This window comes from Streptomyces sp. NPDC056061 (genome assembly GCF_042266885.1).
Taxonomy (GTDB): domain Bacteria; phylum Actinomycetota; class Actinomycetes; order Streptomycetales; family Streptomycetaceae; genus Streptomyces.
Map to the genome: position 1 here is coordinate 502952 of NZ_JBHJWQ010000001.1, position 14825 is coordinate 517776.

Here is a 14825-nt window from a genome sequence, read left to right on the forward strand (position 1 = left end):
GCGGGCGGTGGGCGGGGCTCGGATGTGGCACGGGCGGGGCGGGGCGGGGCGGGGCGGCTGTCGCCCCGGGGCCCGGAAACACCCGCGGGCCGCGGCGCCGGGACGGGACCCTCGGCCCGTCCGGCACCGCAGCCCGGAATGAGACCGGCCCAACGGACGGTCCGTCCGGCCGACGGTGTGCGGTGCCCCCGGCCGGGTGAGGCGCCCGCGCGGTCAGGGCAGAGAGTGCCGACGCCTCGATCCGCTCTCCTGTGCGGGGAGGGCGGAAGTTCTTTCCTCAGCATTGTGGACTAGACCATTCGCCGTGTCCATCCGTCGGAGCACCGCAATTCCGGGGGCCCGTCCCCTCTCGCGTACGACGCGGTCGTCCGGTTCGAAGCCGTGGCCCGTACGCGGGTACGCTCGCACACGTGCCCTCCATGAACGACCTCGTCCGCCAGCACACAGCCCTCGGTGACACCGACCTGGAGTGGCTGCATCTGCTGGTTTCGGAGTGGCAGTTGCTCTCCGACCTGTCCTTCGCCGATCTCGTGCTGTGGGTGCCCACCCGCGACGGCACCCGCTACGTGTCCGTGGCCCAGATGCGACCCAACACCGGCCCGACGTCCTACCAGGACGACATGGTGGGCCACCTGGTGCCGCGCGGCCGCCGTCCGATGCTCGACGTGGCACTGGACGAGGGCCGGATCGTCCGCGAGGGCGACCCGGAGTGGCGCGAGGAGGTGCCGGTCCGGGTGGAGTCGATCCCGGTGCGCCGGGAGGGCCGGGTCCTCGGCGTGATCGCCCGGAACACCAACCTGCTGACCGTCCGCACGCCGTCCCGGCTGGAGCTCACCTACCTGCAGTCGGCCTCCGACCTGGCCCAGATGATCGCCGCCGGAGCCTTCCCGTTCCCCGGGCAGCAGGTCGACATGGACGCCTCGCCCCGGGTCGGCGACGGGCTGCTGCGGCTCGACGCCGACGGAGTCGTCCAGTACGCCAGCCCCAACGGTCTCTCCGCGTACCACCGCCTCGGTCTCGCCTCCGACCTGGTCGGCCAGCACCTGGGTTCGATCACCGCCGAACTCGCCCCGTCCCGAGGGCCGGTGGACGAGGCCCTGGTCAAGCTGGCCAGCGGGTACGCGCCGCGCGAGTTCGAGGTCGAGTGCGCGGGCGGGGTGATCCAGCTCCGGGCGATTCCGCTCAAGCCCAAGGGGGTCCGGATCGGCTCCCTGGTCCTCCTCCGGGACGTCACCGAACTGCGACGCCGTGAGCGGGAGTTGATCACCAAGGACGCCACCATCCGGGAGATCCACCACCGGGTGAAGAACAACCTCCAGACCGTGGCCGCCCTGTTGCGGCTCCAGGCCCGCCGGATGGATTCGGTGCGGGGCCGTGAGGCCCTCAACGAGGCAGTGCGGCGCGTCGGCTCGATCGCCATCGTCCATGAGACGCTGTCCCAGAATCTGGACGAGCGGGTGGAGTTCGACGAGATCGCCGACCGGGTCATCGCGATGGTCGCCGAGATCTCCCCGGGCAAGGTCAGCTGCCGCCGCACGGGACGCTTCGGCATTCTCGACGCCGAGGTGGCCACCCCGCTGGCGATGGTCCTCACCGAGGTTCTGCAGAACGCGCTGGAACACGCCTTCACCCTCGCCGAGCACGGCACCGTGGACGTGTCGGCGGTGCGCGGCGGCACCTCCGTCGAGCAGCGGCTGCTGATCACGGTGCAGGACGACGGATGCGGTCTGCCCGAGGGATTCGACCCGCAGAGCGCCGGAAACCTGGGACTCCAGATCGTGCGAACGCTGGTGGAGGGCGAGCTCGGCGGTACGTTCGGCATGGTCCCGGCCCCCGAGCGCGGCACGCAGGTAGTCCTCGACATCCCGGTCCGGGCGGAGAAGTAGCGCGAAAGCCGGCCCGGGTCCGGCACCGCACAGCAATGAGCCCGGACCGTGCGAAACGGTCCGGGCTCACTGTTCATGCATGCGCTTGGGGGGTACTGCGCGCTGCGACTCGGGGGGCGGGGTGATGCGTACGCGCTGTACGCGCCGCCGGGCTGAGGCTCGTAGCGGTGGCGTCGGATCAGGCGCTGGCGTTGCGCGCCCGGTTGCGAGCGGCGCGGCGCTTCATCGCGCGGCGCTCGTCCTCGCTGAGGCCACCCCAGACACCGGAGTCCTGACCGGACTCGAGCGCCCACTGCAGGCACTGCTCCATGACGGGGCAGCGACGGCAGACGGCCTTGGCTTCCTCGATCTGCAGCAGCGCAGGACCGGTGTTGCCGATGGGGAAGAACAGCTCGGGGTCTTCCTCACGACAAACGGCGTTGTGACGCCAGTCCATGGCTGCTACCTCTCCTTGGTATTGCATACAGTGCTTGTGAATGTGAACGCTTTCACGAATCCCCCCGCAGGTAAACGGGCCGACTCCCAGATGAACTGGTTGTGGTCCTGTGAAGTGAGGAGGGGTTCTGGCTCTCAGTGGAGGCTGTTGTTGCTGCCGTCCCGATCGCCATGTAGAGATTCGCAAACCTCAGCGGCGGATACAACCCCTTCTGGAAAGTTTTTTTTGATTCCTCGGTGTCGACTAGGTCACAGCCGTACTTCTATGGGGTGGATCGCAGCCCAAACGTTCGAGTTAAAGGACTTTGGACTCTTCTACTCACACAATCACACGCAGTGCACGGCGTACGCCTGTGAACGTCACACTGGTGCGCACTCCCAGATGGTCGCCGTCCATCTGGAAAGGCAGCGGCGCCTTTGAATGCAAGGTGAAGTCCGTGAGGTCGTGGAGCGACACGGCGTGCTTGCCGCGAGGGCCCTTTTCGGGGCTCGACGTGAGCAGCTGGGTGCCGTACCGCGCGACCGCCGAGGTGGAGAGCCGCTTCAGACCGAGCACGTCCAGGCCGGTGTCGAAGGAGGCGGCGGGCGAGGCGTACACCGGGCGATTTCCCAGATACGTCCAGGGGGCGGTGTTGGAGATTATGGACAGCGCGAGATCGGTGACCGGCTCGTGGCCGGGCGTCTCCAGGGTGATCGTGCCGTGCCGCCGGTGCGGCTCCTCCAGGAATTGCCGGACCACCTGGCGCACGTACAGCGCGTGCGTCGACCGCTTGCCGCGTTCGCGTTTCTGCTCGACCCGGCCGATCACGCTCGCGTCGAAGCCGAGCCCGGCGCAGAACGTGAACCAGCGCCCCGGGGCCGATTCGTCCTCGGTGCCCGGGGTGCCCGAGGCGAGGCCGAGGCCGACGGTGCGTTCGGTGCGGTTGGCGAGCGCGTCCAGGATCGCGCCGGTCGCCTCGACCGCGTCGTTCGGCAGGCCGAGGGCGCGGGCGAAGACATTGGTGGAGCCGCCGGGGACCACTGCGAGCCGGGGCAGGACGTCCAGGTCCGGGCCGTTGTGGAGGAGGCCGTTCACGATCTCGTTGACCGTTCCGTCGCCGCCCAGGGACACCACGAGATCGATCGTCCCGGACTCCGCGGCCTGCCGCCCGAGGTCCCGGGCGTGCCCTCGGTACTCCGTGGTCACGGCCTCCAGCTTCATCTCGCTGGCCAGGGCGTGGATGAGCACATCACGGGTCCGCGCACTGGTGGTGGTAGCAGCTGGATTGACCACGAGAAGTGCGCGCATGACCGTCAGAGTACCTACCCGACGGTATTGCCAAGAAGTCTCTCCCCATGGCCTTCACGTTGAGTGACGGTGCGGGTGCGGTGGGGCGGATGCGGTCCCGCGCCCCCGTGTCGTTCGCCACCCCGGCTTCGCTTTCGCGGGGCGGGGATGCCAACCTGCAGGGGTGAGTACTCAGCAGAACGCGCCCGACTCGTCGGCCTCGCCGTCGCCCTCGCCGTCGGCCGGACCGGCGAAGCCGAGCAGGATCACCCTGGTGGCGGGACTCACCGCCCTGGAGGGGGTGGCGCTCGTCGTCGGGGGGCTCTACATGCTGGTGATGGGGCTGCTCGGGCGCCCCGAGAGCCCGCAACAGGCGGAGATGGGCGGCCTCACGCTGATCGCGCTGGGCCTGATCCCGCTGATCGCCGCGCGGGGGCTGCTGCTGCGGCGCAGCTGGAGCCGCGGCCCCGCGCTCATCACGCAGATCATCGCGCTTCCGGTGGCCTGGACGCTGCTGAGGTCCCACGGTGTGCTGATCCCTACCGGGATCGTGCTGGCTGCGGTGGTCATCACCGCGTTCTACCAGCTGGTCAGGCCGACGACGATCGAGGAGCTCGGCATCCGCCGGCCCGGCACCACGACCCCCGACGCCTGACGGGCTCCGGCCCGGAACCCGGTGACACCGCGGGGCGTCACCGGGTTCCGGTCGCCGCAGGGCCCGCTCCGGGCCGGTTCCGGGCGGCGTTCCCCGGTCCCGTCGCTCGGCGCGGGCCGGACGGCCTACTCCTCGACGAGCAGCCGTTCGCGCAGCTGGGCCAGGGTGCGGGCCAGCAGCCGCGAGACGTGCATCTGCGAGATGCCGACCTCCTGCGCGATCTGCGACTGGGTCATGTTGCCGAAGAAGCGCAGCAGCAGAATCCGCTTCTCGCGCGGCGGGAGGTCCTCCAGCAGGGGCTTGAGGGACTCCCGGTACTCGACCCCCTCCAGTGCCTCGTCCTCGGAGCCCAGCGTGTCCGCGACCGCCGGGGACTCGTCGTCCGTGTCCGGCACGTCCAGCGAGAGCGTGCTGTAGGCATTTGCCGACTCCAGGCCCTCCAGCACCTCCTCCTCGGAGATGCCCAGGCGCTCCGCGAGTTCGTGCACCGTGGGCGAGCGCCCGTGCAGCTGGGAGAGCTCGGCGGTCGCCGTGGTGAGCGACAGCCTCAGCTCCTGGAGCCGGCGCGGCACCCGGACCGCCCAGCCCTTGTCGCGGAAGTGGCGCTTGATCTCGCCGACGACCGTGGGGGTCGCGTACGTCGAGAACTCGACACCGCGGTCCGGGTCGAACCGGTCGACCGACTTGATCAGGCCGATCGTGGCGACCTGGGTCAGATCGTCCAGCGGTTCGCCGCGGTTGCGGAACCGGCGGGCCAGATGCTCCACCAGCGGCAGGTGCATCCGCACCAGCCGGTTGCGCAGCTCCGCCCGCTCGGGCGACCCGTCGGGGAGGCCGCGCAGCTCGATGAAGAGCGCCCGCGCGCCGCTGCGGTCGTGTGGATCGTGGTGCCCGTGCTCGCTCATCTGGCCTGCCCGCTCCGCCTGCGACTGCTCCCTCGCGGCCGTACGGCCCGCAGGCCCTTCCGCCCCGTCCTCAGGATGGGGCAGGGCCTGCTGCTCCGGGATGCCTGCCGCGCGCACCACCCCGGGTCGGATCGTCTCGTCCCGCACCGGACCGTCCCCGTTTCCGTCGCTCACGCCGGCCCGGGTCCCGCGCCGCGCTGCTTGTAGAGGCTGATGCTGACCGTTCGGTCGTCGGCCACCGAGGAGTCGACCTTCCCGGCCAGTGCGGAGAGCACCGTCCAGGCGAAGGTGTCGCGCTCCGGTGCCCGGCCGTCCGTCGTCGGGGCCGACACGGTCACTTCGAGAGAATCGTCGATGAGCCGGAAGACGCAGCTGAGGACGGAGCCGGGCACGGCCTGCTGGAGCAGGATCGCGCATGCCTCGTCGACCGCGATGCGAAGATCCTCGATCTCGTCGAGCGTGAAGTCCAAGCGTGCCGCGAGACCGGCCGTGGCCGTACGCAGCACCGACAGGTAGGCACCCGCAGCCGGCAGCCGGACCTCTACGAAGTCCTGATTCCCGGGCTCGCCTGCGATCTGGGACACCCTCACCTCCAAGGTGGCACAAACTCTTCCGAGGATCCGGGAAGGGCACCCCGGAGCCATGTGGTACGTCTTCGGTTCTGGTCCGGCGACGCTATCGCGATCCATGATGCCGTGTCGCCGGGCGTCCGGGGCCTGCCGACGGATCAAGGTCGGGCAGGTCCCAGCCCATGACTGTCACTCATGGTAAGTCAGTGACCACACACGGTGGCTAGGGGTCTGCGTCGATCAATTACGGACAACGGGCGCCGGGTTGACGTACCCAGGTGTCAGACGATCGAACCGTCCTCGTAGCACCATCGCCAGCTCTCGCCCGGTTCGAAGCTGCGCATCACCGGGTGCCGGGTCTCCTCGAAGTGCGTGGTGGCATGCCGCAGCGGCGATGAATCGCAGCAGCCGACGTGGCCGCATTCCAGGCACAGCCGCAGATGCACCGGCTGCACACCCGCCGCGACGCACCCGAGGCAGGTTCCGCTGAGCGGCTCCGGTTCGGGGCGCGGCAGCGCGATCACATGCGCGCATTCACTCATGATGGTCAGGTTACGACGGATGCGAGGACGGTGAGATGGACGCGTTGCCGCTGGTGGGACTGGTCGCGGCCAGTGCGGCCGTCGCGGGCGTCGCCCGCCGCACGCCGGTGCCGGCTCCGCTGCTGCTGGTCGCGGCGGGGCTGATCGCCTCGTACCTGCCCGGGGTGCCGACGTACACCCTGGACGCGCACATCGTGCTGCCGTTGCTGCTGCCGCCCCTGTTGCACACGGCGGCCGTCGACAGTTCGTACCTCGACCTCCGGGCCAATCTCCGGCCGGTCGCGCTGCTCTCCGTCGGCTACACCCTCTTCGCGACGGTGACGGTCGGCTGGCTGGCGTACCACCTGGTGCCCGGTCTGCCGCTCACCGCCGCGCTGGTGCTCGGGGCCGTCGTCGCCCCGCCGGACGCGGTCACGGCCGCCGCGATCGCCCGCCGGGTCGGGCTGCCCGGCCGCATCACGACGATCCTCCAGGGCGAGTCCCTGGTGAACGACGCCACCGCGATCACCGCCTACAAGGTGGCGCTCGCCGCCGCCGTGGGCGAGGGCATGAGCTGGGGCGCCGGGGTCGGCGAGTTCCTGCTGGCCGCGGTCGGCGGGGTCGTGGTCGGACTGGTGCTGATGGTGCCGCTGCACTGGCTCCGCACGCACCTGAGGGAGCCCCTGCTGCAGAACACGCTGTCGCTGCTGATCCCCTTCGTGGCGTACGCGGCGGCCGAACGCGTCCATGCCTCGGGGGTGCTCGCCGTGGTCGTCGTCGGGCTCTACCTGGGCCACCGTGCCTGGCAGGTCGACTTCGCGACCCGGCTCCAGGAGGCGGCCGTCTGGCGGATGGTCGCGTTCGTCCTGGAGTCCGCGGTGTTCGCGCTGATCGGACTCCAGCTGCCCTTCGTGCTGAGGGGGCTCGGCGCGTACGCGGTGGCGGACGCCCTGTGGTACGCGGTGGCGGTGTTCCTCGCCGTCGTCGTGGTCCGCTTCGTCTGGGTCTTCCCGGCGACGTACCTGCCCCGATGGCTCTCGGCACGGGTCAGGGAGCGTGAGCCGGACACCGGCTGGCGGGCGCCGCTGATCGTCGGCTGGGCCGGCATGCGCGGCGTCGTCTCGCTCGCCATCGCGTTCTCCATCCCCCTGCTCACCACCGACGGCCGACCGTTCCCGGCCCGCAACCTCGTGCTGTTCCTGACCTTCACCACTGTCATCGGCACCCTTGTCGTCCAGGGGCTCAGCCTGCCGCCGCTGGTGCGCGTGCTGAAGTTCCCGGGACGCGACGCGACATCGCAGACCCTGGCCGAGGCCCAGGCGCAGAGCGAGGCGTCCGCGGCCGCCGAGGCGCGCCTGGAGGGACTGCTCGCAGACCCCCGCAACACGCTGCCGGGGCCGCTCACCGACCGCCTGCGCACGGTCCTGGAACGTCGTCGCAACGCCGTGTGGGAGCGGCTCGGCGCGGCCAACCCGGTGACCGGGGAGTCGGTGGACGACACCTACCGGCGTCTGGCCGGGGAGATGATCGAAGCCGAGCGCGAGGTCTTCGTGCGGCTCCGCGACGAGCGGCGGATCGACGACGAGATGCTGCGCACCCTGCTCAGACGCCTCGACCTGGAGGAGGCGGCCGCCTACCGCGAGGAGTCGGACGCGCCGTGAGCGGGACCGGCCATGGGGCGGCCCGTGACGACGGCTGCGACGGCGGTGCCGGCCGGGAACGCGCCCTGCCCGGCGAGCGCGGTGAGCGCGAACAGGAGCTTGGCCACATAGAGCCGCTCGATGGGCAGCCCGTGCCGCTGCTCGAAGTCGTCCGCGAAGGTGTGCAGCTCCGGGGTGGTACGGGCGTAGCCGCCGAAGTGGAAGCGCTCGTCCAGCGACCAGGATCCGGCGGGTCCGCCGAACGCCTCCCGTTGCAGCTCCCGCACCGCGTCGCCGAGGAAGCCGCCGCGCAGCACCGGGACTCCGAGCGCCCGCTGCCCCGGCGTCAGACCGGCGGCGAGACCGGCGAGGGTGCCGCCGGTCCCGCAGGCCACCGCGGCCACGTCGGCCCGGTCGCGCAGCTCGCGGCCCAGCTCCGTGCAGCCCCGTACGGCCATGGCGTCGCTGCCGCCCTCCGGGACGACCCAGCACTCCCCGAAGAGGCTCATCAGGTCCGCCAGCACCGCCGGTTCGGCCTTCGCACGGTACGTCGTACGGTCCACGAAGTGCAGGGTCATCCCGTCGGCGGCGCACTGCGCGAGCGAGGGGTTGAGGGGGCGGCCGGCGAGTTCGTCGCCCCGGACCACCCCGATGGTGCGGAAGCCGAGCAGCCGGCCGGCGGCGGCGGTGGCCCGCAGGTGGTTGGAGTACGCGCCGCCGAAGGTCAGCACGGTGCGCCCGGCGGCGGCCCGCAGATTGGGGGCGAGTTTCCGCCATTTGTTGCCCGGGATGTCGGGGTGGATCAGGTCGTCCCGCTTCAGCAGGAGCCGCACCCCGTGGCGGCCGAACCGCTCGTCCCGCACCTCCTCCAGCGGGGAGGGCAGTCGGGGCCGGAGCAGCGCTTCGGGGGACGGGGGCCGGTTCACCCGTCCATTTGACCAGCCCGTACCGGAAGGACGGTCCTCGGGCTCGCGCGGGGCCGTGCCCGGATCGGGCTCGACCCGGGCACGGCCGACTCCGCGGGTGGGGGGGGGCGGTTTTCAGTCCTGGGCGAGCCAGAGGTCGGGGCCGAACACCTCGTAGTGGACGGCGGCGGCCGGGACCCCCTTGGCCAGCAGCTGGGTGCGCACGGCGCGCATGAAGGGCAGCGGGCCGCAGAGGTAGGCGTGGGTGCCGGGGGCGACCGGGAGGTCGGTGAGGTCGACGAGGCCGGTGCGGTCGGCCGGGTGGCCGGGCCCCGGCTGCTCGTACCAGAAGTGGGCGCTCGCGTCGGGCAGCTTGTCGGTGAGCGCCGCGTGGTCGGTGCACATCGCGTGGTCGGCGGGGGAGCGGTCGCCGTGCACGACGGTGACCGGGGCGCGGTGGCCGGTCGTGGCGAGGTGTTCCAGCATCGAGAGCATCGGGGTGCAGCCGATGCCCGCGGAGGCGAGCAGCAGCGGGGCGTCGGCGGAGTCGAGCACGAGGTCGCCGTACGGGGCGGAGACGCGCAGCCGGTCGCCCGTCCGGACCTCGGCGTGCAGGTGACGGGAGACCTCGCCGTCCGGCGAGCCGCCGCCGTGCACCCGCTTGACGGTGATCGAGCGCAGCGGGGACCCCGGGGCGCCGGAGAGGCTGTACTGGCGTATCTGGCGGGCCCCGTCGGGGAGTTCGACCTGAACGGAGACGTACTGGCCGGGACGGAAGGCGGGGGCGGGGGCGCCGTCGGCCGGGCGCAGCCGGAAGGTCGCGACGTCCGCCGTCTCCTCGACCCGGGAGACCACATCCCATTCGCGCCACACGTCGCCGGCGACGACGCCCTGCTGCGCGTACAGCCGTTCCTCGATCGAGATCAGGGCTCCGGCCATCAGCCAGTAGACCTCGTCCCAGGCGGCGGCGACCTCCGGCGTCACCGCGTCGCCGAGCACCTCGGCGATGGCGGCGAACAGATGGGTGTGGACGATCTCGTACTGGTCGGCGGTGACACCGAGCGAGGCGTGCTTGTGGGCTATGCGGCCGAGCATCACGTCGGGGCGGGTGTCCGGGTGCCGGACCAGGTGGGTCGCGAACGCGGCTATGGAGCCGGCGAGGGCCTGGCGCTGGGCGCCGGACGCCTGGTTGCCGCGGTTGAAGAGGTCGCGCAGCAGCTCCGGGTGGGCGTCGAAGAGCTTGCGGTAGAAGAGATCGGCGATGTCTCCGATGGCCGCTCCCACGGCGGGGAGGGTGGCGCGGACGGTGGCGGTCGACGTCTCGGAGAGCATCGTTGACTCCTTGATCTCTGGGATCCCTGAATTGGTATATCAGATTCGTATTTTTGGGCGGAGTGCATCCGGGCGGGGTGCCCGGATGCGGAGGGAAGGGGGTGCGGGGTTGTTCAGCCGGTGCCGGGGCGGCCGGTGATGCCGATCAGCAGCGGACCGGTGGGTGCGGCGACGAGTTCCTCGATGGTCATCGGGTCGAGCGAGGCGTAGAAGGCCTCCTCCGCCTGGCGCAGGGCCACGCGCAGACGGCAGGCGGAGCGCAGTGGACAGGGGGTGGTGCCCTCGCAGTCCACGACGTCGCCCGGACCCTCCAGCTCTCGGACGATCCCGCCGATCGAGGCGGACCGACCCGCCTCGGTGAGGCCGATTCCTCCGCCGCGGCCCCGGCGCGCCTCGACCAGGCCGAGGTGCTGGAGCCGGGCGACGACCTTCGCGGCGTGGGTGTACGGCACCTGCATGGTCGCCGCCACCTCCCGCGTGGTCGGTGGATCCTCGCCCTTCACGACGGCGAGGCGCATCAGTACGCGCAGCGCCACGTCGGTGAATCTCGTCAGCCGCATGACCGTCACGGTAGATAAGTTGCATCGTGGATGCAACTTAAGATGCCCGACTCGGCGCAGTGCCCAGCCCAATGCCGGGATAATCACACTCTTTTGTGTAATGGCGCCGCGACTCTGCGCGCTGAAAGGCTTCTTCGCGCAGGCAAGTCGAGCGTTTCGAGAGGACCACAGATGTCCGTGGGTGAAGAGGTTCAGTACGCGTCGCTGCCGCCGCAGCAGAGTCTGGGGACGGCGGCCGCGCGGAACCTCGCGACAACCACCAAGTCCGCACCGCAGATGCAGGAGATCACCTCCCGGTGGCTGCTGAAGATGCTGCCGTGGGTGCAGGTGCAGGGCGGTACGTACCGGGTGAACCGGAGGCTGAGCTACGCGGTCGGGGACGGCCGGGTGACCTTCGTGCAGACCGGCGACCGGGTGGCGGTCATTCCCGCCGAGCTCGGAGAGCTGCCCGCCCTCCGGGACTTCGGCGACGAGGAGGTGCTCGGCGAACTGGCCCGGCGGTGCGAGCAGCGGGAGATCGCGGCAGGGCAGGTGCTCGCCGGTTCGGGGGACGCGGCGGACCGTGTCTTCCTCCTGGCGCACGGCAAGGTCGAGAAGGTCGGCACCGGCCCGTACGGGGACGAGATGGTGCTCGGGGTCCACGCCGACGGGGCCTACTTCGGCGACCAGGCCCTGGTCGACGGCGATGCCACCTGGGACTACACGGCCCGCGCCGTCACCGCGTGCACCGTGCTGACGCTGAGCCGGGCCGATGTGCTGAACCTCGCCGAGCGCGCGGATTCGCTCCGCGCCCATCTCGCCGGCCTGCTCGGCGTCCCGCAGCAGCGCACCAACAAGTACGGGGAGGCGGCGATCGACCTCTCCGCGGGCCACGTCGGCGAAGCCGTCGTCCCGCACACGTACGTCGACTACGAGGCCGCACCGCGTGAGTACGAACTGAGCGTCGCGCAGACCGTCCTGAAGGTCCACAGCCGGGTCGCCGACCTCTACAACCAGCCGATGAACCAGACCGAGCAGCAGTTGCGGCTCACGGTCGAGGCGCTGCGCGAGCGCCAGGAGCACGAGCTGATCAACCACCGCGAGTTCGGCCTGCTGAACAACTGCGACTACGGGCAGCGCCTCCAGCCGCACGACGGCGTGCCCAGCCCCGACGACATGGACGAACTGCTCTCGCGCCGCCGCGGCTCGAAGCTCTTCCTCGCCCACCCCCGGGCCATCGCGGCGTTCGGGCGCGAATGCAACAAGCGCGGCCTGGTGCCGGAGAGCGTGGACGTCGGCGGGCACCACGTGCCGGCCTGGCGGGGCGTGCCGATCTTCCCGTGCAACAAGATCCCGGTCACCGAGGCCCGGACCACGTCGATCATCTGCATGAGGACGGGCGAGGCCGAGCAGGGTGTCATCGGCCTCCAGCAGACCGGCATTCCCGACGAGATCGAGCCCAGCCTGTCGGTCCGCTTCATGGGCATCGACGAACAGGCCATCATCTCCTACCTGGTGACGGCCTACTACTCCGCGGCCATCCTCGTCCCGGACGCCCTCGGTGTTCTGGAAAACGTCGAGGTCAGCCGCTGGCGGTAGCCCTTGGGGCCCGGACGGCAGTGTCCGGGCCCGGACAACCCCCGCCCCGGGCGATCGGGCCCGGGGCGGCATCCAACGACCTGGGGAGCAAGAGGGGGCGGGCTCCTGACGCCCCGCGACTCCGCCTCCCGCGTCGTCGTCGGTCGCGAGCCTCCCCACGTTGCCGGCTCGGCTCGAACGGGGGAGGCCCCCTTCGCCCTCGCGCACTTCTCCGCCTCGGACGCGAAGCCGCATGGCGCCGCTCACTGGTCCACTCCCCATTGCTCCCCACCCAGGTCGTAAGGACGCCCCGGTGAAGACCCATCACGTACCCCAACCACCCACCCGCAGGCATCCCGGCGGCGACCGTCCGGCCGCCCCCATGACGCCGCGCCGGGAGGACACGACGCCGCCGGAGACCGCGATGCCGCTCCAGGACGCCGTGGCTCCCGGCCAGGAGGCCGCAGTCCTTCTGGAACGGGCCCGGGTTCTTGTCGATCCCGAACTGCGCGCGGCCGTCGAGTCGTTGCCCGGACCGATCCGCCGCGTCGCGATGTACCACTTCGGCTGGCAGCAGCCGAACGGCACCCCGTCCGAGGGGCGGGCGGGCAAGGCGATCAGGCCCGCGCTCGTCCTCGCCGCCGCCCGGGCGCTGGGCGGCGATCCGCGGCAGGCGGTACGGGCGGCCGTCGCCGTCGAGTTGGTCCACAACTTCACGCTGCTGCACGACGACGTCATCGACGAGGACCGGACCCGTCGGCACCGCCCCACGGCCTGGGCGGTGTTCGGCGTCCCGGACGCGATCGTCGCGGGCGACGCCGTGCTCGCCCTGGCTCAGCGACTGCTCGCGGAGGACGTCGGCCCGGCCGGGGCCCGTGCCTCGGCCAGGCTCTCGAACTGCGTCATCGAGCTCTGCGCGGGCCAGCAGGCCGACTGCGCCTTCGCGGACCGCGGGCCGCAGGACGTCTCCCTGGACGAGTGCCTGACCATGGCCACCGCCAAGACCGGCGCCCTGCTCGGCTGCGCGTGCGCGCTGGGAGCGCTGTACGCCGGTGCCGAGGAGCGGGCCGTCGAGGCGATGGACGGGTTCGGCCGGGAGGCGGGCCTCGCCTTCCAGCTGATCGACGACCTGATCGGTATCTGGGGGGATCCGGCACGGACCGGGAAGCCGGTCGGCGCGGATCTCGCCGCCCACAAGAAGTCGCTGCCCGTGGTGGCCGCACTGGTGTCCGGCAGGCCCGCCGCCGCCGAACTCGCCGCGCTCTACCGGGGGTCCATGAGCACTCCCGACGAGGTGCGCCGTGCGGCCGATGCCGTGGAGCGGGCCGGTGGCCGGGACTGGGCCCAGATGAGCGCGGCGGACCGGATGGCCCGTGCGGTCCACCACCTCTCCGGGGCGGTCCCCGACCTGGCCGGGGCCGGTGACCTCCTGACCCTGGCGGAGTTCGTCACCCGGCGCACGCACTGAGCCGCACGCGACGGCCCGGACGTGCCGTGCCGCGAGCAGGGGCCGGAAGGACACGGCGGTCACCGGGCCCGTGAGGTGAGGCGGAGGGCGGCAGGGCATCTGTCATGGGCACGGGCTACAGTCCCTGCCCATGACAGACGAGTCATGGGCAGGGTGGTACCGGGACCGACAGGGTTCCGACGCCGTCGTCCTCACCACCGACGGACAGCAACTCCGCCTCCGGATCAGGGGCGTCGACTTCGAGGGCGAGAGCTTCGACGGCCTCGCGCCGGTGGCCGGTACTCCGCCGCCCGACGGCCTGTTCGCCCTGGTCGACGGGGCGTTGGGCGACTGCGTCCTGGAGTGGGACCTGCCGCTCCCGGTCCTCTGGGACGATGCCGTCCACCAGGCCACGCTCAGCTGCCTGTTGTCGTTGCGCCGCCCCGATCCGTATCTCCACCTGGAGTTGCAGTTCGGCGGTGCGGCGTACGGATCGCACCGGGCCGAGAGCGACTTCGCGTCCGCCCTCGCCACGATCCAGCGCTCCCTGCCGCCGGGTGTGCGCCTCCAGACGTGCATCGCCTGCGCGTTCTCGGACTACTTCCCGGCCCCCGGCCGGGGGCTCTCCGGCGGCCTCGCGTGTTTCCGGGGCGCCAAGGACGCCTACCGCGGAGTCGCCGACGAGGGGGATGTCCGCGAACTCTGGGAGCGGCGGACGGGGTTCGTCCAGGAGATCTGGAGCTGCCGGGAGTACGAGTCCCGCCCGGAGAGCGGAGCGGGCACCGGTCATCGGGGCGCTTTCCCGCTGGAACTGGCCTGACCATCCGGCACGGGCGAGGGGTGTGAATGGGCTCCGTGCCGGAGTGCTTCCGGCACGGATGATCCCGCTGGGACTGCGGGCGGGTTTACAGCGTGATGGACCGGCCTATCTCTTCCGGGAGTGGGTTTCCTGCGGTGGCGGGAGCCGTCTTTCCTGTCGTCGCGAGGAAAGACGGAAGGCAAATCAGCGCGACGAAGATAAAGGCGATAATGCCGGTGGCATATGCCAACTTGCTGGTGTTCATGTGGGTCTTGCTCCGTGCTCGTGCGAATGGTGCGTGTAACTCCGGTGAGCATAGCCTCTTCATGATCCGTTGCGATCACGAA

Annotated in this window: 15 protein-coding genes; 6 read left to right on the top strand and 9 right to left on the bottom strand. The window is 71.1% G+C overall.

Annotation, left to right across the window (positions count from 1 at the left end):
• Window positions 1-419: 419 nt before the first annotated feature.
• A complete protein-coding gene (locus tag ACFC79_RS02245) occupies window positions 420-1886 on the top strand; it encodes a sensor histidine kinase (RefSeq protein WP_376234885.1) in 1467 nt (488 codons plus the stop codon).
• Between the two features lie 178 nt (window positions 1887-2064).
• Here ACFC79_RS02245 and ACFC79_RS02250 read toward each other — a convergent pair whose 3' ends face one another.
• Both ACFC79_RS02250 and ACFC79_RS02255 read right to left on the bottom strand, forming a co-directional pair.
• Complete coding sequence (locus ACFC79_RS02250; RefSeq protein WP_003953983.1) at window positions 2065-2322, bottom strand: WhiB family transcriptional regulator; 258 nt, start codon at window positions 2320-2322, stop codon at window positions 2065-2067.
• Between the two features lie 318 nt (window positions 2323-2640).
• Complete coding sequence (locus ACFC79_RS02255; RefSeq protein WP_376234007.1) at window positions 2641-3609, bottom strand: diacylglycerol/lipid kinase family protein; 969 nt, start codon at window positions 3607-3609, stop codon at window positions 2641-2643.
• Window positions 3610-3862: 253 nt separating this feature from the next.
• Here ACFC79_RS02255 and ACFC79_RS02260 point away from each other — a divergent pair, with 253 nt between their 5' ends.
• Complete coding sequence (locus ACFC79_RS02260) at window positions 3863-4243, top strand: hypothetical protein (protein ID WP_376234887.1); 381 nt, start codon at window positions 3863-3865, stop codon at window positions 4241-4243.
• Between the two features lie 125 nt (window positions 4244-4368).
• On the opposite strand, the gene ACFC79_RS02265 is transcribed toward ACFC79_RS02260, so the two are convergent.
• The 3 genes from ACFC79_RS02265 to ACFC79_RS02275 form a co-directional block, all read right to left on the bottom strand.
• Window positions 4369-5322, bottom strand: a complete 954-nt coding sequence (locus ACFC79_RS02265; RefSeq protein ID WP_376234009.1) for an RNA polymerase sigma factor SigF — start codon at window positions 5320-5322, stop codon at window positions 4369-4371.
• Complete coding sequence (locus ACFC79_RS02270; protein WP_376234011.1) at window positions 5319-5732, bottom strand: anti-sigma regulatory factor; 414 nt, start codon at window positions 5730-5732, stop codon at window positions 5319-5321. Before ACFC79_RS02270 ends, ACFC79_RS02265 begins: the two co-directional genes overlap by 4 nt.
• Before the next feature lie 266 nt (window positions 5733-5998).
• The gene (locus ACFC79_RS02275; RefSeq protein ID WP_376234013.1) at window positions 5999-6259 is read right to left on the bottom strand and encodes a UBP-type zinc finger domain-containing protein; all 261 of its coding nucleotides are present in this window, start codon (window positions 6257-6259) and stop codon (window positions 5999-6001) included.
• Between the two features lie 35 nt (window positions 6260-6294).
• Here ACFC79_RS02275 and ACFC79_RS02280 point away from each other — a divergent pair, with 35 nt between their 5' ends.
• Complete coding sequence (locus ACFC79_RS02280) at window positions 6295-7899, top strand: Na+/H+ antiporter (RefSeq protein ID WP_376234016.1); 1605 nt, start codon at window positions 6295-6297, stop codon at window positions 7897-7899.
• Here the strand turns inward: ACFC79_RS02280 and ACFC79_RS02285 are convergent.
• The 3 genes from ACFC79_RS02285 to ACFC79_RS02295 form a co-directional block, all read right to left on the bottom strand.
• Complete coding sequence (locus ACFC79_RS02285) at window positions 7872-8804, bottom strand: 1-aminocyclopropane-1-carboxylate deaminase/D-cysteine desulfhydrase (RefSeq protein ID WP_376234018.1); 933 nt, start codon at window positions 8802-8804, stop codon at window positions 7872-7874. The two genes, ACFC79_RS02280 and ACFC79_RS02285, sit on opposite strands and share 28 nt — an antisense overlap.
• 114 nt (window positions 8805-8918) lie before the next feature.
• Window positions 8919-10115 carry a globin domain-containing protein gene (locus ACFC79_RS02290; protein WP_376234020.1) on the bottom strand — a complete coding sequence of 399 codons (1197 nt, stop codon included), beginning with the start codon at window positions 10113-10115 and terminating at the stop codon, window positions 8919-8921.
• A 113-nt stretch (window positions 10116-10228) separates the two neighbouring features.
• Window positions 10229-10675, bottom strand: coding sequence for an RrF2 family transcriptional regulator (locus ACFC79_RS02295; protein WP_376234022.1), 447 nt, complete (start codon window positions 10673-10675; stop codon window positions 10229-10231).
• A gap of 171 nt (window positions 10676-10846) precedes the next feature.
• Between ACFC79_RS02295 and ACFC79_RS02300 the strand changes: the two genes are divergently transcribed.
• From ACFC79_RS02300 to ACFC79_RS02310, 3 genes are all read left to right on the top strand, one after another.
• Window positions 10847-12253, top strand: a complete 1407-nt coding sequence (locus ACFC79_RS02300; RefSeq protein WP_376234025.1) for a family 2B encapsulin nanocompartment shell protein — start codon at window positions 10847-10849, stop codon at window positions 12251-12253.
• A 361-nt stretch (window positions 12254-12614) separates the two neighbouring features.
• Window positions 12615-13700 (top strand): family 2 encapsulin nanocompartment cargo protein polyprenyl transferase, encoded by a 1086-nt coding sequence (locus tag ACFC79_RS02305; protein ID WP_376234889.1) that lies wholly within the window; start codon window positions 12615-12617, stop codon window positions 13698-13700.
• Between the two features lie 130 nt (window positions 13701-13830).
• Window positions 13831-14499 carry a DUF6304 family protein gene (locus ACFC79_RS02310; RefSeq protein WP_376234027.1) on the top strand — a complete coding sequence of 223 codons (669 nt, stop codon included), beginning with the start codon at window positions 13831-13833 and terminating at the stop codon, window positions 14497-14499.
• An 85-nt stretch (window positions 14500-14584) separates the two neighbouring features.
• Here ACFC79_RS02310 and ACFC79_RS02315 read toward each other — a convergent pair whose 3' ends face one another.
• Window positions 14585-14743, bottom strand: coding sequence for a hypothetical protein (locus ACFC79_RS02315; RefSeq protein WP_376234029.1), 159 nt, complete (start codon window positions 14741-14743; stop codon window positions 14585-14587).
• Window positions 14744-14825 lie beyond the last annotated feature (82 nt).